Raw genomic sequence first — 21,140 nt, forward strand, 5'->3', positions numbered from 1 at the left:
CGCCACCATTAGGCATGCACGCATTTTTTTGTATCTTAAACAGGTATTTTCGGGTTTTTAATATTATTGCAAACAAAATGAATATGATTTCACTGGTTACCTTAATATTACTTTCGGCATTTGGTGGCAGCACAAACAGCAACGCTCCGCATCAGATCCCGGATGGATTGTATTCTTTTTACTCCGGAAACAATGAATCTGTGAACACCAGAACTCCGGGTTCCAATGACAATGAAGAAGCGGATAACAGCCGGGATGATGATGACAATGTAACAAAACCGGATGATCACTGGGAAGTAGAAGGTGATCAGTGGGATGAGTGGCCGACGCGCGACATCCGCTTTGAGACCGACGAAGGAACATGGATGAACCTGGATGTCTGTCCGGACGGGGAGTACATCGTTTTTGATCTGCTTGGAGATATCTACAGAATTCCGCTGAGCGGAGGCGAGGCTGAACTGCTCTCCGGCGGAGCGGCTTTCGATATGCAGCCGCGCTACAGTCCGGACGGGGAAATCATTGCCTTTACCAGCGATCGCGGCGGCGGTGACAATATATGGCTGATGAATGCCGACGGGTCCGACCGGCGCGCCATAACCGATGAATCATTTCGCCTGCTCAGCTCACCGTTCTGGACGCCTGACGGCGATTATATTGTTGCAAGGAAGCACTTTACGGGGACACGATCTCTCGGAGCCGGTGAAATCTGGATGTACCACGTGCAGGGCGGAACCGGGCTGCAGTTGACCGAAAAGGAGAGCTGGACTTCTGATCAAAATGAACCGGCAGTTTCTGCCGACGGCCGCTGGCTCTATTACAGCTTTTCCGGACCGTTTGATTACAACCGCGACGTTCATGAAGGAATTTACCAAATCAACCGGTTTGACCGGCAAACAGGGCGTAAAGATCCTGTAACCAGAGCAACCGGAGGAGGAGTGCGTCCCACACCCTCACCCGATGGAGAAAAACTGGCTTTTGTCCGGCGTATCGGGAACAAATCCGCATTGATGATCCGTGATATTGAAAGCGGAAGAGAACGTGTTCTTTATGACGGACTTGATCTTGATCAGCAGGAAACCTGGGCAATTCACGGTCTTTATCCTGCCTTTGCCTGGACTCCCGACAATGAACAGATTATCATATCTTTTGACGGGAAAATTAACCGCATTGAGGTTGAAACCGGTTCCGTGACCCCGGTGCCATTCGAGGTTATGGTTGAAAAGAAGATCGCCGATGCCGTTTCGTTCGATTTTCCGGTTGCGGATGATACTTTTCGTTCGAGAATGATACGCTGGCCGTCGCTGACACCGGATAAAGAACAACTGATATTCCAGGCGGCCGGGCACATTTACAGGATGGATCTGCCTGACGGAAAACCTGAGCGGATCACGGAATCAGAAGGTCATTTGGAATATGCGCCATCGGTATCCGATGACGGCAGGTATGTGGTTTACACAACCTGGGATGATGAAGCCGGAGGCCATGTGAAAAAGGTCCGGCTTGACCGGCCGGATGATGTAACCCAGCTGACATCGCAGCCTGATCAGTATGCCAATCCGGTATTCTCTCCTGACGGCGATAAAGTTGCCTTTCTGCAGGGCAGCGGAATCGTCAACCGCGGAAAAAACATGAGCTCCGAGTTCTTCCTAAATATCAAGTTAAAAGATCTCGAATCAGGTGAGATAACACATGTCACCGAAACACCCAACAGAGGTGCCAACCGGCGCATGCCGCGGATGCAATGGAGTTTTGACGGATCAAGGCTGTACTACTTCGAGACCAAGGACGGGGAAACGCGCTTGTCCAGCATTAAACCTGACGGCAGCGATGACACGTATCATGTCAAAAGTGAAACAGCAGAAGAATTGCTGCTTTCACCCGATACCCGTTACATCGCATTTAAGGACATGCACAACATCTATGTAGCTCCGATGCCGCGGGCCGGCGGTGACCCGCTTGAAATTTCGGCGGGAAGCGAATCCATCCCGACCAGAAAAATTACTCGCTACGGAGGAGACTGGATCAGCTGGTCAGCAGATTCCCGCGATGTTGTTTTTGCTTTGGGTGATGCGGTATACCGGCAGCAGGTGCGCCCGCTCTTTGACAGAAAGAATCTCCCGGAGAAAAATGAAGAAAACCGTGATGACTGGAGAGCTGGTAATGTAACCTACGATCCGGATATTTTTACCGTGGAACTTGAACTTCCGGTTGACAAACCATCCGGAATAACGGCTTATCAGAATGCACGTATCATAACCATGGACGGCGAAGAGGTTATCGAAAACGGGACGATTCTGGTAGAGGATAACCGCATCCTTGAAGTCGGTCCGATGGATGAAATAAACATTCCGGATGACGCCAGGGTTTTTGATGTTTACGGAAAGACTATTATGCCTGGTATAGTGGATGTTCATGCACATATGGGCTATACGACGCTGGACATTACTCCCGACCGGCTCTGGGAGTACGAGGCCAATCTTGCTTACGGAGTGACGACAACACACGACCCGTCGGCCAGTACGCAGTCGGTGTTTGCTTTGGCGGAACAGGTAAAGTCGGGACGCATGACCGGTCCCCGGATTTACTCTACCGGCTATATTCTGTATGGCGCCGAAAATCCGAACCGTGCCATAATCGAAAGCCTTGACGACGCCCGTTATCATTTAAAACGACATCGTGCCGTAGGTGCGACATCGGTAAAGAGCTATAACCAACCGCGCCGTGATCAGCGGCAGTGGGTGCTGGAAGCTGCCAGGGAGGTGGGGCTGAATGTTTTCCCGGAGGGAGGATCCATGCTGCAGCACAATATCACCATGATCATAGACGGCCACACAGGTATCGAGCACGCCATTCCGGTCGCACCGCTTCGAACCGACATGCTGGCATTGCTTGGCGTTTCCAATGTGGGATATACACCGACTCTGGTGGTCGGATACGGAGGGATCTGGGGCGAAAACTACTGGTATCAGAAAGAAAATGTTTTTGAAAACCGGCGGCTGCTTCAGTTTGTTCCGCGCCATGTAGTTGATGCAAGATCACGCAGAAGGCTCAAGGTCCCGGATGAGGAGTTCTATCATTTTGAACTGGCGCGTTCGGCAAGGCAGGTTGTAAGGGCAGGAGGCAGGGTACAGCTTGGTGCCCATGGTCAGCTGCAGGGACTGGCTGCACACTGGGAGCTCTGGATGCTGGTTCAGGGTGGCATGACAGAAATGGAAGCCTTGCGGGCGGCGACTATTCACGGAGCCGATTATATCGGACTGGCTGATGATCTTGGGTCCATCGAACCCGGCAAACTGGCCGATTTCATCGTTCTGAATCAGAATCCGCTGGATGATATTGCCTACTCGGAATCAATATACATGGTGGTCAAGAACGGCCGGGTCTGGGACAGCAATCTGAATGAGTTGTTTCCCCGAGAATCGGAGAGAAAGCCGTTTCGGTTTGAAAGGTGATTTGTTCAGAGGTGCTGTGCCTGCTTTTTTTCCGATAAGACCCAGTTGACATATAAAAACTCCAGTGCCGCGGCTTCAAAGCCCTGCCAGGGTTTAATCATCCGGCGGAACGCTTCTTCGCTGCAATGATCCGGATCTCCTCCATAGGCAAGGATGATCCAGCGGCGAACGGCTTTTTCCTGTCCTTTCTGTTTGTGGCTGGCAAACCACCCGTCTGACCTGTTTCGGAAAAGGATCAGATCCTGAGCGGTTGTCGGACCGATACCCCTGATGGAAACCAGGCTTTCATACAGCGCTTCCGGCGGCATCAGTTCAAGCCTGTTATATGTTTCTTTAAGAGAGTCAGCAGCAGATTGTTTTGAATCGTTCGCAACTCCTTCTGCTGCATGTGTATCCGGTTCGGGACCGCCTCCACCTGCAAGCCTGCCGTGAAGCAGCTCGTGTGCCAGCTCTGTCAGATACTCACCCTTTCTGAGTGACAGCCCGTATTGTTTCATGGCCCGGGGGTCGGCTGAGACAAGCCGTTGAGGACGTGGCCAGGCAGGAATGACCCTGTTGCCGCTCTCAAGACGCGTGCCGTAGGCATTGCGGACCTCATGGACCATTTTTCTGGCCGTCGGCTTGTGTTTGATCTGAGTCCGGATAATACGATTGACCGCATCTTCAAAAATGTTTGCACGACTGATGCGCTTCAGGCCGTAAAGCTCCCGGAGAGGGCCGGCCAGTACCGGATCGTTTCCAGCCTGATCATACAGGGGAGTCACATCAAGATCGGTTCCCAGGATCCGGCGAAGTATGCTGTCAGCCTCTGCTTGCTCAGCATCAGTGAGTGATTCATGTGCCCGGATGGTGAACGAGGGTGAGTCAACATCCCCGTTAAAGAAAATGGTGACCAGCACATCCCTGTCAGAAAGCGGTACGGGTCTTGTAAATCCCTGTTCAAACAGTTCTTCCGGTTGATGCTCATGATCAAAATAGGAGTCGACATCCAGACACAGGAAAAAATCGTGAGGAGGACGTGACGGAATTTTCCAGATATGTTGAGCCATTTTACTATGGGACGGAAACAGTCTGCATCAACCGAAAATGACAGTCATGATCCGGAAAGCCAGCCAGATATAAAAGGCTGATATGACTGAAACAAAGATGTTCGGTTTGAATGTGATATATTTATATCGAACCATAAGCGGGAGTACCAGAAACTCCAGGGCAATGACAATGCCCAGCATATAGAATGCCAATGGCGTGAAAAAGTATTCAAAAAACCAGAGCGCCATTGCGGCGATGAGGTTGAACAGACCAAGGGGAGTGGTGAAAACTTCTACAAGCAATCTTCCCAAAGGTTCATTGGAAAGCAGCATCTGCAAAAGTATGTTGAGAATAAACAACAGAATAAATACCGTGATGGTCAGGGAGGTCCTGGTCTCTTTTGCCATAAATTCCTTGGTGATTTTCTAAATGCCGTTGGCCGTTACATTAACAGGTGATAACTTGACAGAAAATGAATCATACAAAGATACACACGATTTGATCATAAAAAACATGTAAAACCATGAATTCATCACCTGAAATACGAATAACAAAGGCATCAGGGGAGCTTGTTCCTTTTTCTGAAAAGAAACTCCGGCAATCACTGGAACGTGCAGGTGCAGCCGAGCCGCAGATTTCGGCAGTCGTGGATGATGTCAGAGATCAGTTGTACCACGGCATCGGAACCGGCAAGATCTATCGCAAGGCCTATGACCTTTTAAGGAAAAAATCGTATGCCAATGCGGCCCGGTACAAGCTGAAAAAGGCGATAATGGAGCTGGGGCCGTCCGGATATCCATTCGAGCAGTTCGTCGCTGCCATTCTGGAACAGCAGGGATTTCAGACCAGTGTGGGAAAGGTCATCAAGGGAAAATGCGTTACGCATGAAGTCGATGTTGTTGCGCAAAAAAACGGAAAACTCATCATGGCAGAGTGTAAGTTCCACAACAGACCGGGGGTGAAATGTGATGTCAAAGTCCCGCTCTACATCGACTCCCGGTTCCGGGATGTCATGAACGGCAGTTTCAACGGCTCGTATTCTGATCATGAAGGATGGATTGTCACCAATACCCGTTTTACGGATGACGCCATCAGTTACGGCACCTGTGCAGGCCTGGTGATGCTTGGATGGGATTACCCGAAAAAAAGCAGCCTGAAAAAGCGGATAGGCCTGGCAGGACTTCATCCGCTTACCTGCCTGAGTTCGCTGCAGCAAAAGGAGAAAGCGTTCCTGCTCGAAAAGGGTGTTGTGTTATGCCGGAGAGTCCGCGAAAATGAGTATCTGCTCAGGGAGCTCGGGTTATCTGACACGCGCATCAAAAAAGTTATCAGCGAATGCGACGAACTGGTCAATGAGCTTGATGTCCCGCCGGAGTGAAATACCGGGGCAATTCTGATGGTTACCTGAGGGCTGTTTTTTCAGAACGCTACTTCTTTTCTGAGATACGGTTATCCATCAGTCTGTGGTCTGCTGAAAACAGCACCCGGTAGGCAAGCAGTACGACACCAAGGGTAGCCAGAGCCGTACAGGCAGCTACCATGAACATAATTACAATCTGATAGCGCACGGCATCCATGGGATCGGCTCCGGCCAGAATTTGTCCGGTCATCATGCCGGGCAGACTGACAATCCCCATTATCATCATCGCATTGACGGTCGGTATCATTCCCGTACGGAGTGCCTCACGTATTTGCTCGTGGGCGGCCTCCCATCGGCTTGCCCCGTGGGAAAGCATGGTTTCAATCCAGTTTCGGTTTTTAAGGCATTCCTCCATCATCCGGTCAAGTCCCAGCGAAATACCAGTGAGCGCATTGCCAAGCACCATTCCGAGCAACGGAATCATATACTGTGGGTCGTACCAGGGGGTAACATTCAAAATGCCTGTTATGGCTGCTCCCGTCACAAGAAAACCGCTGGTTCCAATGGTGACAAGGCTGTTCCAGTAAATTCCCGGAAAACGCCGGCTGGTCCGGTGCACCGCCGCAATACCGGCAAGTCCGGCCATGATCAGCGCCATTAAAATAATCAGCAACGGCTCCCGTGTCTGAAAAATCCACTCCAGAATGAATCCAACCAAAACCAGCTGTACGGTCATCCGGATGGCAGATACAATCAAATCCCTGCCCAGGCCCAGGCGCAGTGCCACTGACAATGCGATGTTCACTATGAGCAGCAGTGCGGCCAGGCCCAGCTGCACATTGCTGATGAAGATATAGGATGTATTATCCATAATTGCTGATGTGAAGGTTTTGGTTCGTCATGCAATCAAGCTGCCGGGTATCATGACTCGTCCATATTAAACTCCTGCTGCTGTCCTGCCTGATCCAATGCTCAATGAGCTGTTCAGCGTTTGAAACCATGGATTCATCCAGGTTGGATGTGGGCTCATCCAGCAGAAGCACTTCGGGCTGCAGCATAAGAGAGCGGATCAAGGCAACAATCTGTTTTTCACCGCCAGAGAGCCGGTCAGCCGTTTTTTCCAGAAAATTCGCAGGCAGCTGCAGCTGAGCTGTCAGTGAATCCAGCAGGTATTCATCAAGCTGCAGATCGCGGTTGGCTTTGAACCGAAAAAAAAGCGAGATGCTGTCCTTTACGGTACCTGTGATGAATGAGGCGTCCTGGGGTATATATCTTACCCGGCGTCTGTAATCGGGAAGGTGCCAGTCATCCAGGCTGCGGCCGTCATACAAAATTTCACCGCCATCAATCTCGTCAAGACCAACCAGGGAGCGCATCAGCAGTGTTTTTCCGGATCCGGACGGTCCGCGCAAGGCCAGACGATCTCCGGGTTTCAATTTAAATGATAGTCCCGACCAGATCGGCACACCATCGATCAGTCTGCGGATATTTTTTGCTGCAAGCATGAAGGTCAGAAGGCGGTAAATGTTTTCCTGTGCGTATGTGTTATTTAAGATAATGAGCAGGCTGATGGCCATGAAATAAGATGTATTGACTGCCCAAAAATACGGTGTAATATGATTAAAAAAAGTCTGATCTGGACGGTTTTGCTGATCATTGCCGGCATGACGGATGCATTGGCGAATCCTGCTGCCGGAGATACACTGAGCTGGCGGCCGGCCGAAGTTTTTCCCGCAACCAGAGAGCACAAAGCTCCCGATTTCGAGCTCAAGGATCCGGAGGGAAAAGTTGTAAAGCTGAGTGACTTTGACGGAAAAATCGTGCTTTTGAATATCTGGGCTACGTGGTGCCCGCCATGTCGTGATGAGGTTCCCGCATTGATCCGTCTTCAGGAGGCATTTGAGGATGATGGCGTGCAGATTGTCGGCGTGGCCATAGATGAAAACGGTGCAGCCGCCGCGGTCTCCGATTTTGCAGCTTCCTTTGAGATTAACTATCCCGTACCGCTTGATGACGGATCTGTACAGGACGCCTACGGACCGCTGAGTGCAATTCCGACTACATATATTCTTGACAGGCAAAGAAATGTCCGCTTTTATGCCGCAGGATATCTGGAGTATGATCAAATGGAGAATGCGGTTAAGGAACTCCTTGAAAATTAGCCCGGCCCGGCAAGGTCAGAATGCAAATTTTTGAGATAATCAGGTATGAGAATATCCGAAAATCGCCCTATTTTACGTGTCCATAAAAAATATTTATTTCAGCGGACAACTATGATAAGAGCATTTACTGACAATGATTTTGACGCCGTACTTCAACTTTTACAAGAGGCACTGATACACGACACTATTGATGAAGGACTTCTGAGGGAAAAAATTTACGGCGATCCCGACTTTTCTTATGACACGACTCTTGTTGCCGAAGAAAACGAAAGTCTTTCCGGATTCATGCAGGGTGTGCTGCGGGATGTACGCGGCGAACTCATCGGCTACCTCAAGCTTATGGCCGTTGACTCCGGCAAAAGGAAGAGCGGTGTGGGAAAAGAAATGTATGAGCAGCTGGAAAGCCATTTTATTTCAAAGAATGCCGGCAAAATCAGGATTTTTGATGCGCCGCTGAACTATTTTCAGCCCGGCATCGATCCCCGGTACACCGAAGCTTTGTGTTTTGCCTGGCGGATGGGGTTTGAGCGCTTCGATGATACGACTAACCTGACGGCCGATCTGCATGCCCGTGACTGGCAGACCTCTGAAAAGGAGCAGCTTCTTGCAGAGCAGGGGATTATTGTCAGCCGGGCTGATGAAGATGACCGTGTTGAACTGCTCAGGTTTATCGAGAAGGAGTTTGAGCTCTGGCGCCATGAGGTAGCCATAGCATATCAGTCCGACCCGGTTGCCGTACATATCGCCCGGCTGAACGGTAAAATCCGGGCTTTTTCCGCCTACAACGGGAATAATGTCGGAACAGGCTGGTTTGGCCCTATGGGCACTTCGAAAGAATTACGGGGCAAAGGTATAGGTGCGGTGCTGCTCAAACGGTGCCTGAAAGACCTCAGAGATGAGGGCAACAAACAGGCGATTATTCCATGGGTGGGCCCCATACCATTTTACGCTTATCATGCCGGTGCCAAAGTGGATCGTGTATTCTGGCGATTCGAGAAAAAATTGTAAGTTGTTACTGCTTTATTCATGGCAGTAACCGGCACCGTGCTGCATGAAGAGATACATTACGGGACATTCAATTATTATTAACAACGATTATCGTGAACACCTCTGCCAAATACCGTGTACGACTCATTGCTGTTGCAGCGCTTCTCATTATCATCCAGTCATGCCGCACTCCGGATCCCGCTGTGACACCCGAACCTGAACCCGAAGATCCGCGCATAGAACGCATCCGCGATGCCGTCAATAAAACCATCGATGAAATGTATGAAACCGGCGAACCGGTTGAACTGACCACCGCCGTTGAAGTGGACACCATCCTGCTGGACGATGAAGCCATGACCATCGATATCCATATGAATGAGCGGTTTTCATACTCTCCGCTGCGGCCGGATATCAATGATCAGATTTACAGCCTGCTGGATGAAAACATGCACCGCAGATTCCGGAATTACAAGGTAACCCTTTATTCCCTTGAAGAACCCATTTCGAATCTGGTTCCCAATATGTACCGGCGATCGCCGGAAGCTTATGACCGCGAGCGCATGCCTTATGCCGATGAACTGCGGCCGCTGCCCATTGTGCGGCGGCATGACCGGAACGTTGAGCCCGGCCACGGCCTCGAGGGCCGGCAGATTGCTTTATGGCACAGCCACGGATGGTATTATGAAAAGCAGAAGCAGCGATGGGAATGGCAGCGCCCCAGATTGTTTCATACTTCGGAGGACCTGCTGCCGATGGCATTCACCATCCCGTATCTGATCCCGATGCTGGAAAACGCCGGTGCCCATGTCTGGGTGCCCCGGGAGCGCGACATCCAGAAAAACAAAGTGGTGGTCGATTTTGACAGCTCATCGTTCGAAAGCCGCGTCGCATTTCGCAGTTTCACAGGCAGTACACCGGTCAGCCGCGATGGCCATGATACCGCAGGTGAGGAGTGGGAGGATGCTGATCCTCAGACATGGCAAACCGACGAGCCAGGCTTTGCAATTGGCAGTCCTCCCTATAAGGATGGAGAAAATCCGTTCCGGATGGGATCCTATCGCTACATCGAATCAGATGAAGATGGTGCATCGGCCATTCAATGGATACCTGATATTCCGGAAGACGGGAAATATGCCGTTTATATCTCTTATGCCTCGCTTGAAGAGTCGGCGGAGGATGCATTCTATTCGGTATATCACCGCGGTGGCCGGACCGATTTTTCTGTCAATCAGACCATCGGCGGCGGGACCTGGGTCTATCTTGGCCATTTTGAGTTTGATGAAGGCGTGAATCCGGAGCAGGGAAGGGTAGATCTGGTCTCCTACAGCCAGGAATCATCGCTGATTACCGCCGACGCCGTCCGTTTCGGTGGCGGAATGGGCAACATCGAAAGAGAAGGACAGACAGGAGGCCGGCCCCGCTATCTCGAGGCGGCTCGTTACCATTTGCAATACTCCGGCATGCCCGACTCCCTGGTTTATGCGCTCAGTGACGGACGCTCCGATGTTGTTGACGATTTTCAGGGCCGCGGGGAGTGGGTGAATTACTTGCGAGGTGCACCATACGGACCCAACAAAGACCGTGACACCCCCGGACTCGGCATCCCCATTGATGCCTCGCTTTCGTTCCACACCGACGCCGGAATCACCCGCAACGATACGGTTGTAGGCACGCTTATGATCTACAGCATTGAAGACGGCGACTCACTGCGCAGGTTCCCCGATGAGGTTTCCAGGCTGACCAACCGGGATTTTGCAGATATCATGCAGACGGAAATTGTTGAGGACATCCGCAGCACCTGGGATCCGGCATGGAACCGGAGGCACCTGTTCAACCGGAAGTACAGTGAAGCATTTCGCCCGAACGTCCCGGCCGTGCTGCTCGAGCTGCTGTCCCATCAGAATTTCCTGGATATGCAGTATGCGCTGGATCCGAGGTTCCGCTTTGATGTCAGCAGAACGCTGTATAAATCCATGCTGCGGTTTATTTCAGATCGCTATCAGGTAGATTATATCGTGCAGCCGCTTCCCGTCAGCAATTTCCGCATCACGGCAACCGGTGATGATAGTGTCAGGCTGCGCTGGAATGCAGTTTCTGATACCCTCGAGCCTACGGCAGATCCGGACCGCTACATCGTCTACAAGAAGAAAGGGGACAAGCCCTTTGACAACGGACGGATCACTGAACAGACTCAGATTACAGTTGACGGTCTGACTCCCGGCGAGATGTATCAGTTCAAGGTGGTGGCGGCCAATGATGGAGGAAAAAGCTTTCCATCCGAAAAACTGGCGGTTTCTCTGCAGGACAACCCGGGCCCCTCGGTGCTTATCGTAAATGGATTTGAAAGGGTGTCCGGTCCTGCCATTGTGGATGAACCCGGTTTCAAGGGATTTGCCAATTTTTCGGACCGCGGTGTTCCGGACCGGTATGATATCAGTTTTACCGGTGATCAGTTTGATTTTGACCCGGATTCAGAATGGCTGACAAACGATGCGCCCGGCCACGGAGCCAGTTACGCTGACTATGAAACCCGGGTTATTCCCGGCAACAGTTTTGCCTTTCCTGCTGTTTACGGTGAATCATTGCAGCAGCTTGGACTTTCGTTTTCATCGGCAAGCATGGCCTCAATACGTGACCGGCAGGTTGATATGTCAGATTATGACGCCGTAATTTTGATTTTTGGAATGCAAAAATCAACGCCCTGGCCCAAACAGGAGCTGCTTGACCGTGAACCCGCTTTCCCCGTTTTCCCTGAACGGACACGGGAAGAGATTGCAAGATATCTCAAGCTCGGGGGAAGATTGTTCATAAGCGGAGCACATGTAGGGTCTGATGCAGCAGATCGGGCCGGTGACGATCCCGGGGTATTGGATTTCATTCAGGACACTCTGGGCTATTCCAGCGAAACAAATCATGCTGCCAGGACCGGGGATGTCAGGGTCGTTTCAGATTCGTTGCTGCCGGTAAATACCCGCTTTTCCTTCAATACGGAGTACCACCGGGATATCTACATTACAGATGCTCCGGATGCCATTGAGCCGTACGGAGATCCGGTGGAACCCGGTGTTTCATCCGTGGATGACGGCGGGGCGCAGAATGATGCCCTGATCATGAAAACGGCCGATACTTCCGGCACAGCAAGTGAAGAAACCATCAAAAACAAGAAGCGGCTTTCTACCGGAAATCTGTATCCGTTAGGACCGGAAACACTGATACGCTTTGAAGAGAATCAGTTCAGTGCCGGGGTTGGTAAAAGAACGGGCACGCACGCAGTGGTGACATTCGGCTTCCCCTTTGAGACCATCAAAGAGCGGGATGAACGCCGGCTTGTCCTCGAAGGTGTAATGAAGTATCTGGGAGTTCTGGAGGCTGCGGATTAGCAATCAGCAGAAGCAGGTGTGACTCAGCAGGCGGGATGCTGATCCGGTCTGCGATGTGACATTCAAAGCGTGCCGTACTGTCCCGGCAGAGAGCCGCTACTGTGCCGTCAGTTTGCCGGTCAAGCTTTTTGCCATTCCGAGGATGCTCGTCGCCCTTTACATCGTCACCGTTGAGGAATTTCATATTGGGATCACACATGCCCATAACGATGTAGCCAATCTCCTCCGGTTCGGCTATGCGGCCCATCGGGCTGTTTGCGCCGGCTCCGTCGAGGCTTCCGCCCATGAAGCGTTTCAAAAGATCGGTCCGGGTTCCGCCGGGCGACAGGCTCATGACGCGGATTCCGTGCTGTGCGTTGGGAATAGCCGCAGAGCGTGTCATACCGATGACAGCGTGCTTGCTGGCAGCATAGGCTCCCCAGGTATCGGAGCCGCGGTGGGAAAGCATCGAGCCGACATTAATGATAATGCCGCTTTGCTGTTCTCTCATGACCGGAAGCTGATATCTCATGGAATAGATAACCCCGTCGACATTCGTCTTTATCAGATCATGGTAGCCCATCTCACCATCCATGCTGATTTCGTCAAAACCCCCATTTGGCCCTTCTATTCCGGCATTGTTAAACGCAATGTCAATACGTCCGTAGGTATCCTTGCAGGCATCAACAAAATCCCTGACCTTGGACTCTTCACGTACATCGGCATAGTAATATGTTACTTCTCCACCGTCATTTCTGATAGATTCTTCAACCTGCTTGCCAAGTTCACGGCGGCGTCCGCAGAAAAACACTTTGGCACCGGCTCCGGCAAACAAACGCGCTGTAGCCTCGCCAATTCCGGATGTCGCTCCCGTTATCAGTACCACAGCATCCCGGAAGTGTGAGTAGTCCGATTCTCCGGGACTGGTTCTGGAAGCAGATGCTGTTCCGGCTGAACCGCTGGCAGCTGAGCCGCCGAGTGCAAGTCCGGCCATTCCAAGGGCGCTGTTTTCAATGAAATTTTTCCGGCTGATTCCTTTTTTAGGCATGACTGGAGATGGTTTGGTTTAGGTTCCGGGGATGAGCCTCTTACAGTTCTTACTCACACAACAAAAAATAGGTCTGATAATGTTTCAGCAGAAAACAGGTCACGGCAGCCAGGGATATTTACGGAAGTCCGGCTTTCGCTTTTCGTTATACGCATTTTTGCCCTCCTGGCCCTCTTCGCTCATGTAGTAGAGCAGTGTGGCATTTCCGGCCAGCTCCTGGATACCGGCCTGCCCGTCAATATCCGCATTGAAGGCAGATTTCAGGCAGCGAATCGCGATCGGACTTTTCTCCAGTATTTCCTTTGCCCATTGAACTCCCTCTGCTTCAAGCTGATCAACGGGTACGACCTTGTTAACCAGCCCCATCTTTTCGGCTTCTTCGGCATTGTATTGACGGCATAAATACCAGATTTCACGCGCTTTTTTCTGGCCTACTATACTGGCAAGATAGCTTGAACCAAATCCGCCGTCAAAGCTGCCGACCTTGGGGCCGGTCTGACCGAAAACGGCATTGTCCGCTGCAATGGTAAGGTCGCAGATCACATGCAGCACATGTCCGCCTCCGATAGCGTACCCCGCTACAAGTGCAATGACCGGTTTGGGCATCGAACGTATCAGCTTTTGCAGATCCAGCACATTCAGTCTCGGAATGCCATCGTCACCGACATAACCGGCATCTCCCCGGATTTTCTGATCACCACCGGAACTGAATGCATATTTTCCGTCGGCAGCAGGTCCTTCTCCCGTCAGCAGTACCACCCCGATTTCATTGTCCTCACGTGCATCGGTGAAAGCTTCGTACATTTCAAAAATGGTTTTGGGGCGGAATGCATTGCGGACTTCCGGACGGTTGAATGCAATCCGGGCGATACCGTCTGATTTTTTGTAGGTAATGTCCTCAAAATTTTTGACAGTGTTCCAGTTCATAAAAGGCAGATTTGTTTGGTAGTTTTTGAAAGTTATGCTGTATTCGGGATTACTCCGGCCGGACAGAAAAGTCAATCTTGTTATTCGTCCCGCAGGTGTTTAAAAAATCCCGAAGTGTTGAAATATAATGATCGGGTGAATCGATATGAACCCGGTGAGCGGCATCCGGTACAATGGTGTGGTGAGCATCCGGCAGCTTTTTTGTCATCCGTCCGGCGATGTCACAAAATTTCGAATCCATCCGGCCGGTTATCATAATAACCGGGCATCTGATCCGGTCGAGTTGATCCCATACAGGCGGCATAACGCCGGCACCGAATCCTTCAAGCCAGGCAGCGGCGGTTTCGGGGTGTTGGCTTCGCTGAATGGTTTCCAGGCGGTTACGTGCTCCGGAGGTTACTTGTGTGCCGGAATTGTCCTTTTTTTGCCGGATATAACGCGGCACGGATGCCGCACTTCCGCCATCGTCTATCTGAAACAGCGGATTTTTTTCCCATTCATTCAGAAACGCGGGAAAATCGGCACGGATCCGGTCAGCATTTTCAGCATCCCGTATTCTCCGCTGCTCGCGTTTACGCTCATCAAAAATACCAGCAGTGGTGCTTTCAAGAATCAGTCCCGAAAGATGTCCCGGAAACCGAGTTGCCCAGCTGAGAGCCAGCCGACCGCCCATGCTGTAACCTGCAACAAAAGGATGATCGAAATGATCGCCGCCATTCAGGTATCCGGACACGATCTGATGAATGCCGCGGCTCAGTGGTTCGGCAAGAGAACCGGCCGGACTGTGAGTCGGACCGGGGATGGAAATGTCTGCAGTTGCGGGATTTACGATATCAGATATGCCCGTGAAAAGATGCCTGAACTGCATTCCAGAACCCATGAATCCATGCAGAAACAAAAGGTCAGGCAGGCGGGGGTTATCGACATATTTTCGGATATCAAACCGAAGTTCGGCTTCGTAATGCTTTTCCGTATGGGTGAATTCGGTCACCATCGATTCATTTCCTCGACAGACACATCATTTTGAAATTTTGAAGGCCGGATCATGGCCCATTCGCTAAAACCCGCGTTTTTTCATAGAAATGACGGGGTCGGTCCGGCATTCCAGGATTCCTGACGGATGGACACTCAGCTTTTTCCACGCGTTCCGGATCTGATCTTCGGTCTCCGCAACTTCACAGGGCAGGCCATGCGCACGTGCAATATCCGGAATGGAGACCTGCTGCGGTGTTTCGACAAAGTCGGTAAAGACATCATCCCGCTTTTCAAAGGGAAGCATGCGGAAAATATTACCGCCGCGGTTGTTTACAACCACGATTTTCAGGGACAACTCCCGGAAAGTCAGATTATTTAGTCCTGATACATCATGCAAAAAAGCCAGATCTCCGGTAAACAATACGGTGGGAATTCCATCCGTCAAAGCTGCTCCAATTGCTGTTGAAGTCACGCCATCGATGCCGCTGCCGCCACGATTATAAATAACCGGTATTTTTGTGACCTGCTCAGCCGGTCCGTACAGCAGATAGTCCCGGATTGGCATGGAGTTGGAAAGAACAATACGGCAGGCACCATTGTTGTCAACTACAGGCAAAAGCGTTCTGTACACATCCGGATCACCGAAACCGTTGATTTTTTTATTAGCGGATGTTTGCTCAGCAGTTGTTTGCCAAAACTCATGCCATGACTGGTACTTATTGTCGTTATTACCGGTAGTGGATTCGCAGTTCCAGTCGTAAGAGGAGGCCGGTCCATTCACAATATGGGTGGATGAAAGCGTGGCATCATCCAGGTTCTCGTAGTCGCTGAAGATAATTTGATGACACTGCCATTTTTGCAGGGCATGTATGGTCGCAGTGTGTACCGGGCCGCTGCCGGTTCGGAAAACCAGGTCGGGATCAGGGTTTTTCGCATCTTTCAGTATCTCCGGGTGATGGGTGATCCCGGAAACCCCGCCGGTTTCACAGAGTATCGGAATGGCTCTTGCCTGACACCATTGCCAGAATGCATCTTCATGTTCGGATCCCGGTCCGGCAATGGCAAGCGGACGCTGCGCTTGCTTCAGAAGGTCTGTGATTTCTCCGGGAACCGGATTGTTTTTTTGACCGGGGGGCACGATTAATTTGGCAGCATGATCCCGTACGTCCGGTTCGCTGCCACTGCCGAATCCGTATGCGTCAAGACAATCCGAAATTTCTTTTCCCGATGGCTCAAGCGGCTTGCGGAAGGGCAGGTTGATGTGAACCGGTCCCTGTTTATGCATTGCAAAATAAACTGACTGTGCAGCGAGATGAGCCAGGCGGCGGGCATCCTGTGACGCAGTGAAGGACTCTCCGGTTTGCGTCATAACAGGTTCTCCGGTATCAAAGAAAAAAACCGGATAATCCCCGAAAATTTTAATCTGGTCGATGGTTTGAGATGATCCGATATCGCGGAGTGCGGGAGGCCGGTCGGCAGAAAGCACAATCAGCGGTGAACCTGACTTGCGGGCTTCCACGACGGCAGGAAAGGCATTGGCAAGTGCTGTTCCGGAGGTGCATATGAAAAGAGCAGGTGAGCCGGATGCTTTTCCTGCTCCAAGAGCCATGAATGAAGCGGCCCGCTCATCCAGAACAGAATGGCATCGTATTTCGGGATGATGTACAAGTGCTGTCATTAGCGGCGTGGAACGGGACCCCGGACTGATAAAAGCTTCGCGCACCCCGTATTGAGATAAAGCATCGGCCAGATGGAAACACCATTGAAAAGAAATAGCGGCCTGGCTTCTGTTTATTTTCTCGGTCATTATCTCGTCCGGAATTATACCATAAATCTTTGCACTGCAGTTAATTTACTCCAAAGCATATTCAAGTGCCTTTTGCATGGGTATGAATTTGATACGGGTCTCTTCCCACTCGGCTTCCGGATTGGAGTCTTCCACAATGCCGCAACCAGAAAAGAACTGGACGTGATTCCGGCGGATCAATCCGCTTCTGATAGCTACGGAAAATTCAGCCCTCCGGTTTGAGTTGAACCAGCCAACAGGTCCGGCATACCATCCCCGCTCAATCTGTTCAAGTTCCTGTATCTTCTGCATGGCATCAAGCTCCGGGTATCCTCCGACTGCAGGTGTCGGATGGAGTTGTTCAATGATGTCAACCGGATTCATGTTGTTCCGCAACGACGCGGCAACAGGTGTGCAAAGATGTTGTACATTGGCATACTTTTTTATTACCGGCTCGGGTGCATACTCAAGGGAATCACTAAGCATGCTCAGTTTGTCCTTTATGGCATCCAGCACATAAGCATGCTCTTCACGGTTTTTGCTGCTTTCCTGCAGTTTTTTTTCAAGAATGGCGTCCTGGGTGGCTGTATTGCCCCGGGGGATACTGCCGGCCAGTGCTTCTGTCTTTATATACTGGGAGTGCAGTGAAAGCAGTTTTTCGGGGGTGCTTCCCAGAAATGTGGCATCTCCGTTAAGCTGGTACATGAAAGTATAGCAGGACGGATATTCTTTTCTGAGAAAATGGACAAGCTTGGTACTTGATACTTTGTTTTTTGTCCGCAGCTTAAGATCGCGGGCAATCACAATTTTACGGTAATGTCCCTCGCTGATATGCTGCCTGGCTTTGGTAACGTTATGAATCCATCTGATCCGTTCTGCCTCGGATTCAACAGGCATGATATCTCCGCCCGGAGTCACGGAATACCTTAGTATTCTGCTTCTTTCGATGTTGTTGCTCAAACGGCTCACGAACTGGTTAATCCAGTCAAGGAACCAGTTTTGAATTTCTTCCAGACTGTCTTTTTTATTCCATGGCCTGGTGATATTGATCATAGAAAATTGTCCGTCCCGGACAAGAAGCCATTCAGGCAGAAAAAATGAGGCGTTGCCGAGTGAACTCCAGGATCCGGACATAGACTGATCAAAGAACGAAAAGCCACCCGCCAAATGGGCGCCCGCCATACTGTGATTGATTTCACTAAAATAGCGGACGGTTTGCAGCAAACTGTCTGACTGCCGGGAAATGTTTCTGAATCGCCCCGATCCGCTGTTGCGAAGGACAGCTACTTTGTTTCCTGCAGCAAGCGCCATTTCATATTCCGGACGCTCCCAGTAAAAGCGTGTTCCGTCAGAATCCCCGTTGAGTTCCAGAACGGCAAGCGGGTCGATGTTCTCAAAAGGAACACCTAATGTTACATAGGCAGTTTGGTCATCCTGGTGAAAGGCATGGTAAAAATCTGAAAATCTGTCGGACAGTACCAGAGATTCCATGAATGAAACCGGTTGTCTTGAAATCTTGTCTGTGAAATCCGACATGTTAAAATTAATTGTTTTCTTTGTAACCTGACAAGCCTGCCGGTATTGTCAGGTTTGTAATGAACAATGTAAATGTATATGAGGTGAAAAAAGTTCGAATCACTGAATATGCAGGCGGAAATACGCCGAATTCGGGCTGCATGCCGGCTGGAATTCTCAGCGCAGTCCAGACAGTAGGTTCTTACAAGGCGTCATCAACCCCATCGACTTCGTATGGATTTTGGATGCCGTAGTCACGGGGATCGTATTCGGCCAGCCGGTAGAAATGAGTCCAGGCTTCCTCACTGCATCCGTTTTCATCTACCCAGCTGATATGGCTTTGTTTAATGAGTCCGACTATGCGTTTGGCATATTCAACACGTTTTTGTTCATCCTGAATCCGGGGCAATGCCTCAATCATCAGATCGAGATTAAGCCCGCAATCATAATCTTTAGGTTTTCGTTTGGGAAGAAACATAATTAATGGCTGATGTGTTATAGAATAACATAGTAACAGAGGAAGTTATCGGCACAAGGACTGTCTTTAAATAACTGATTTCCTTGCATTTTGAAATATACCGCTATGTACTGTGCAATAAAAACCCGTAATATAGTATCTTTCTGAGTCTTTAACATCAATACAATGAACAGGAAATGCCATTATTGCCCAAACGTCACCCGCTGCAGTACCAAGGAAGCAGAAGCAACTTTTTGGCAAGAAATGAGCAGCATCATCACGTGATGAATCACATTCCGGCATTGAATGTATTAAAACAAAATAAATATGTGGCACCATTCCATTATTGATACCATCGGTAACACCCCTTTGGTTAAACTGAATACCTTTCATGTAGATCAGCCGGGTACCGTACTTGCCAAAGTGGAGTATTTTAATCCCGGACAAAGCGTTAAGGATCGCATAGCATTGAAAATGATTGAAGATGCTGAAAAAAGGGGAGAGCTGAAACCCGGTGGAACCATTATCGAGGGAACATCCGGAAACACCGGAATGGGTTTGGCTCTTGCTGCAGCCGTAAAGGGATACAAATGTGTTTTTACTACCACCGACAAGCAAAGCATGGAAAAGGTGAATTTGCTGCGGGCGCTGGGATGTGAAGTACAGATATGTCCGACAAATGTCGAACCCGATGATCCGCGCAGCTATTATTCCGTTGCCAAACGGTTGAATGATGAAATCCCGAATTCCTTCTACCCTGACCAGTACAACAATCTAAGCAACAAGGCATCACATTACGAGATGACCGGACCAGAAATCTGGGAACAAACGGAGGGTAAAATTACCCATTTTGTTGCAGGCATCGGTACCGGCGGAACCATTTCCGGAACCGGACAGTATCTCAAGGAACAAAATCCGGATATTAAAATAATTGGTGTGGACTCAGTCGGGTCCATTTTCAAATCCTATTTTGAAACCGGTGAATTTGACAAGCGCCACATCGCACCCTATCTGACAGAAGGAATCGGTGAGGACATCATCCCCGAAAACGTCGATTTTTCACTAATCGATGATATCATCCAGTGTCCGGACAGGGAAGCTTTTGTAACCACGCGCAAACTGGCACGGAAAGAGGGCCTGTTTGTCGGAGGTTCATGCGGAGCAGCTGTCTGGGGTGCAATGAACTATATAAAAAAGAATCCGCTCAAACCGGACGATCTGATGGTCATAATTCTTCCGGACAGCGGTACCCGTTATATATCAAAGGTATACAACGACGAGTGGATGCGGACCAATGGCTTTCTTGACGACCGGCAGGTACCCGAACTCGATGAGGTCATCAAAGTAAATGACTCACGGGACCGCGGGCTGGTCACTGTGGATATGGATGAGACGCTTGACGATGCCATCAAGCGGATGAATGATCACAATATATCCCAGCTTCCTGTGAGTTCCGGGGACAAACTGGTCGGCAGTCTTACTGAAAATCAAATTCTGGGCTTGCTCACACAACAGACAAATGTTAGAAATAAAAAAGTAGGCGAGGTCATGGAAGAGCCTTTCCCGGTTGTTTCTGCCGACTTGAAAGTCGATCAGATTACCCGGATGTTGTCGGACGGTCAGCCGGCAGTGATCCTGCGCCTTGACGATGGCCGGCATACCATCATTACGCGCAGCGATCTGATCAATGCCATGTCAAAGTCCGGGTGACAATCACCTGACAGAATTACTTCTCACTATTCAATACAAATGACTTATGGAAAAGAAAAAAGATAAAAAAATGGAGATTGAGCTTACGAAAGAGGAGGCGCCTGGCACCTATGCCAACCTTGTCATGATTACTCATTCTCCCTCGGAATTTGTTTTCGATTTTATTGCCATCATGCCGGGCCTGACAAAAGCGAAAGTAATGAAGCGCATGATTCTGACACCGGAGCACGCAAAACGATTTTCAAATGCTCTTCAGGATAATATCAAGCGCTATGAAGAGCTTCACGGGGAGATAAAATCCAAAAGCAAGAACGATCCCCATCAACCCTTCAAATATCGCGGTCCTCTGCCGGAAGCGTGAAACTGCTTCGTT

General features: G+C 50.2%; 18 protein-coding genes. 7 read left to right on the plus strand and 11 right to left on the minus strand.

What is annotated here, in order from left to right:
• Positions 1–77 precede the first annotated feature (77 nt).
• On the plus strand, positions 78–3,452 hold the full coding sequence (locus tag NATSA_RS10550; protein ID WP_210512409.1) for an amidohydrolase family protein: 3,375 nt from the start codon (positions 78–80) through the stop codon (positions 3,450–3,452).
• A 5-nt stretch (positions 3,453–3,457) separates the two neighbouring features.
• Here the strand turns inward: NATSA_RS10550 and NATSA_RS10555 are convergent, their stop codons facing one another.
• Both NATSA_RS10555 and NATSA_RS10560 read right to left on the minus strand, forming a co-directional pair.
• Complete coding sequence (locus tag NATSA_RS10555; protein WP_210512411.1) at positions 3,458–4,501, minus strand: DNA-3-methyladenine glycosylase family protein; 1,044 nt, start codon at positions 4,499–4,501, stop codon at positions 3,458–3,460.
• Positions 4,502–4,528: 27 nt separating this feature from the next.
• On the minus strand, positions 4,529–4,888 hold the full coding sequence (locus tag NATSA_RS10560; protein ID WP_210512413.1) for a hypothetical protein: 360 nt from the start codon (positions 4,886–4,888) through the stop codon (positions 4,529–4,531).
• Positions 4,889–5,004: 116 nt separating this feature from the next.
• Here NATSA_RS10560 and NATSA_RS10565 point away from each other — a divergent pair, with 116 nt between their 5' ends.
• On the plus strand, positions 5,005–5,859 hold the full coding sequence (locus tag NATSA_RS10565; RefSeq protein WP_210512415.1) for an ATP cone domain-containing protein: 855 nt from the start codon (positions 5,005–5,007) through the stop codon (positions 5,857–5,859).
• A 49-nt stretch (positions 5,860–5,908) separates the two neighbouring features.
• Here the strand turns inward: NATSA_RS10565 and NATSA_RS10570 are convergent, their stop codons facing one another.
• Both NATSA_RS10570 and NATSA_RS10575 read right to left on the minus strand, forming a co-directional pair.
• On the minus strand, positions 5,909–6,712 hold the full coding sequence (locus NATSA_RS10570; protein WP_210512416.1) for an ABC transporter permease: 804 nt from the start codon (positions 6,710–6,712) through the stop codon (positions 5,909–5,911).
• Entirely contained in the window at positions 6,705–7,346 is a 642-nt protein-coding gene (locus NATSA_RS10575; RefSeq protein ID WP_210512418.1) for an ABC transporter ATP-binding protein, read from the minus strand. Before NATSA_RS10575 ends, NATSA_RS10570 begins: the two co-directional genes overlap by 8 nt.
• Positions 7,347–7,457: 111 nt before the next feature.
• Here NATSA_RS10575 and NATSA_RS10580 point away from each other — a divergent pair, with 111 nt between their 5' ends.
• Positions 7,458–8,003 (plus strand): TlpA family protein disulfide reductase, encoded by a 546-nt coding sequence (locus tag NATSA_RS10580; RefSeq protein ID WP_246481797.1) that lies wholly within the window; start codon positions 7,458–7,460, stop codon positions 8,001–8,003.
• A gap of 111 nt (positions 8,004–8,114) precedes the next feature.
• Positions 8,115–9,011, plus strand: a complete 897-nt coding sequence (locus NATSA_RS10585; RefSeq protein ID WP_210512420.1) for a GNAT family N-acetyltransferase — start codon at positions 8,115–8,117, stop codon at positions 9,009–9,011.
• Positions 9,012–9,023: 12 nt separating this feature from the next.
• Here the strand turns inward: NATSA_RS10585 and NATSA_RS15790 are convergent, their stop codons facing one another.
• Positions 9,024–9,095, minus strand: a complete 72-nt coding sequence (locus NATSA_RS15790) for a DUF2933 domain-containing protein (RefSeq protein WP_210512627.1) — start codon at positions 9,093–9,095, stop codon at positions 9,024–9,026.
• A gap of 8 nt (positions 9,096–9,103) precedes the next feature.
• On the opposite strand from NATSA_RS15790, the gene NATSA_RS15680 reads away from it, so the two are divergent.
• The gene (locus NATSA_RS15680; protein WP_210512422.1) at positions 9,104–12,370 is read left to right on the plus strand and encodes a golvesin C-terminal-like domain-containing protein; all 3,267 of its coding nucleotides are present in this window, start codon (positions 9,104–9,106) and stop codon (positions 12,368–12,370) included.
• Here NATSA_RS15680 and NATSA_RS10600 read toward each other — a convergent pair.
• The 6 genes from NATSA_RS10600 to NATSA_RS10625 form a co-directional block, all read right to left on the minus strand.
• The gene (locus NATSA_RS10600; RefSeq protein WP_210512423.1) at positions 12,294–13,397 is read right to left on the minus strand and encodes an SDR family NAD(P)-dependent oxidoreductase; all 1,104 of its coding nucleotides are present in this window, start codon (positions 13,395–13,397) and stop codon (positions 12,294–12,296) included. The two genes, NATSA_RS15680 and NATSA_RS10600, sit on opposite strands and share 77 nt — an antisense overlap.
• Before the next feature lie 99 nt (positions 13,398–13,496).
• Positions 13,497–14,324: a 1,4-dihydroxy-2-naphthoyl-CoA synthase gene (menB, locus tag NATSA_RS10605; protein ID WP_210512425.1), complete on the minus strand. Its 828-nt coding sequence runs from the start codon at positions 14,322–14,324 to the stop codon at positions 13,497–13,499.
• Between the two features lie 49 nt (positions 14,325–14,373).
• Positions 14,374–15,318, minus strand: a complete 945-nt coding sequence (locus NATSA_RS10610) for an alpha/beta fold hydrolase (RefSeq protein ID WP_210512426.1) — start codon at positions 15,316–15,318, stop codon at positions 14,374–14,376.
• A gap of 63 nt (positions 15,319–15,381) precedes the next feature.
• Positions 15,382–17,106 (minus strand): 2-succinyl-5-enolpyruvyl-6-hydroxy-3-cyclohexene-1-carboxylic-acid synthase, encoded by a 1,725-nt coding sequence (gene menD, locus NATSA_RS10615; protein ID WP_210512428.1) that lies wholly within the window; start codon positions 17,104–17,106, stop codon positions 15,382–15,384.
• A gap of 45 nt (positions 17,107–17,151) precedes the next feature.
• Positions 17,152–18,576, minus strand: coding sequence for an isochorismate synthase (locus NATSA_RS10620; RefSeq protein WP_210512430.1), 1,425 nt, complete (start codon positions 18,574–18,576; stop codon positions 17,152–17,154).
• A gap of 226 nt (positions 18,577–18,802) precedes the next feature.
• Positions 18,803–19,078, minus strand: coding sequence for a DUF4290 domain-containing protein (locus NATSA_RS10625; RefSeq protein WP_210512431.1), 276 nt, complete (start codon positions 19,076–19,078; stop codon positions 18,803–18,805).
• 306 nt (positions 19,079–19,384) lie between these two features.
• Between NATSA_RS10625 and NATSA_RS10630 the strand changes: the two genes are divergently transcribed.
• Positions 19,385–20,767, plus strand: coding sequence for a cystathionine beta-synthase (locus tag NATSA_RS10630; protein ID WP_210512433.1), 1,383 nt, complete (start codon positions 19,385–19,387; stop codon positions 20,765–20,767).
• A 46-nt stretch (positions 20,768–20,813) separates the two neighbouring features.
• Positions 20,814–21,128, plus strand: coding sequence for a DUF3467 domain-containing protein (locus NATSA_RS10635; protein ID WP_210512435.1), 315 nt, complete (start codon positions 20,814–20,816; stop codon positions 21,126–21,128).
• The last annotated feature ends 12 nt before the right edge of the window (positions 21,129–21,140 follow it).

This window comes from Natronogracilivirga saccharolytica, from assembly GCF_017921895.1.
Lineage (GTDB): Bacteria > Bacteroidota > Rhodothermia > Balneolales > Natronogracilivirgulaceae > Natronogracilivirga > Natronogracilivirga saccharolytica.

What these genes read in the sequence shown, in the direction of transcription:
- NATSA_RS10550 (WP_210512409.1), top strand. Translation starts at nt 78, where the DNA reads ATGAATATGATTTCACTGGTTACCTTAATATTACTTTCGGCATTTGGT.
- NATSA_RS10555 (WP_210512411.1), bottom strand. Translation starts at nt 4,501, where the DNA reads ATGGCTCAACATATCTGGAAAATTCCGTCACGTCCTCCTCACGATTTT.
- NATSA_RS10560 (WP_210512413.1), bottom strand. Translation starts at nt 4,888, where the DNA reads ATGGCAAAAGAGACCAGGACCTCCCTGACCATCACGGTATTTATTCTG.
- NATSA_RS10565 (WP_210512415.1), top strand. Translation starts at nt 5,005, where the DNA reads ATGAATTCATCACCTGAAATACGAATAACAAAGGCATCAGGGGAGCTT.
- NATSA_RS10570 (WP_210512416.1), bottom strand. Translation starts at nt 6,712, where the DNA reads ATGGATAATACATCCTATATCTTCATCAGCAATGTGCAGCTGGGCCTG.
- NATSA_RS10575 (WP_210512418.1), bottom strand. Translation starts at nt 7,346, where the DNA reads ATGCTTGCAGCAAAAAATATCCGCAGACTGATCGATGGTGTGCCGATC.
- NATSA_RS10580 (WP_246481797.1), top strand. Translation starts at nt 7,458, where the DNA reads ATGATTAAAAAAAGTCTGATCTGGACGGTTTTGCTGATCATTGCCGGC.
- NATSA_RS10585 (WP_210512420.1), top strand. Translation starts at nt 8,115, where the DNA reads ATGATAAGAGCATTTACTGACAATGATTTTGACGCCGTACTTCAACTT.
- NATSA_RS10600 (WP_210512423.1), bottom strand. Translation starts at nt 13,397, where the DNA reads ATGCCTAAAAAAGGAATCAGCCGGAAAAATTTCATTGAAAACAGCGCC.
- menB (WP_210512425.1), bottom strand. Translation starts at nt 14,324, where the DNA reads ATGAACTGGAACACTGTCAAAAATTTTGAGGACATTACCTACAAAAAA.
- NATSA_RS10610 (WP_210512426.1), bottom strand. Translation starts at nt 15,318, where the DNA reads ATGGTGACCGAATTCACCCATACGGAAAAGCATTACGAAGCCGAACTT.
- menD (WP_210512428.1), bottom strand. Translation starts at nt 17,106, where the DNA reads ATGACCGAGAAAATAAACAGAAGCCAGGCCGCTATTTCTTTTCAATGG.
- NATSA_RS10620 (WP_210512430.1), bottom strand. Translation starts at nt 18,576, where the DNA reads ATGGAATCTCTGGTACTGTCCGACAGATTTTCAGATTTTTACCATGCC.
- NATSA_RS10625 (WP_210512431.1), bottom strand. Translation starts at nt 19,078, where the DNA reads ATGTTTCTTCCCAAACGAAAACCTAAAGATTATGATTGCGGGCTTAAT.
- NATSA_RS10630 (WP_210512433.1), top strand. Translation starts at nt 19,385, where the DNA reads ATGTGGCACCATTCCATTATTGATACCATCGGTAACACCCCTTTGGTT.
- NATSA_RS10635 (WP_210512435.1), top strand. Translation starts at nt 20,814, where the DNA reads ATGGAAAAGAAAAAAGATAAAAAAATGGAGATTGAGCTTACGAAAGAG.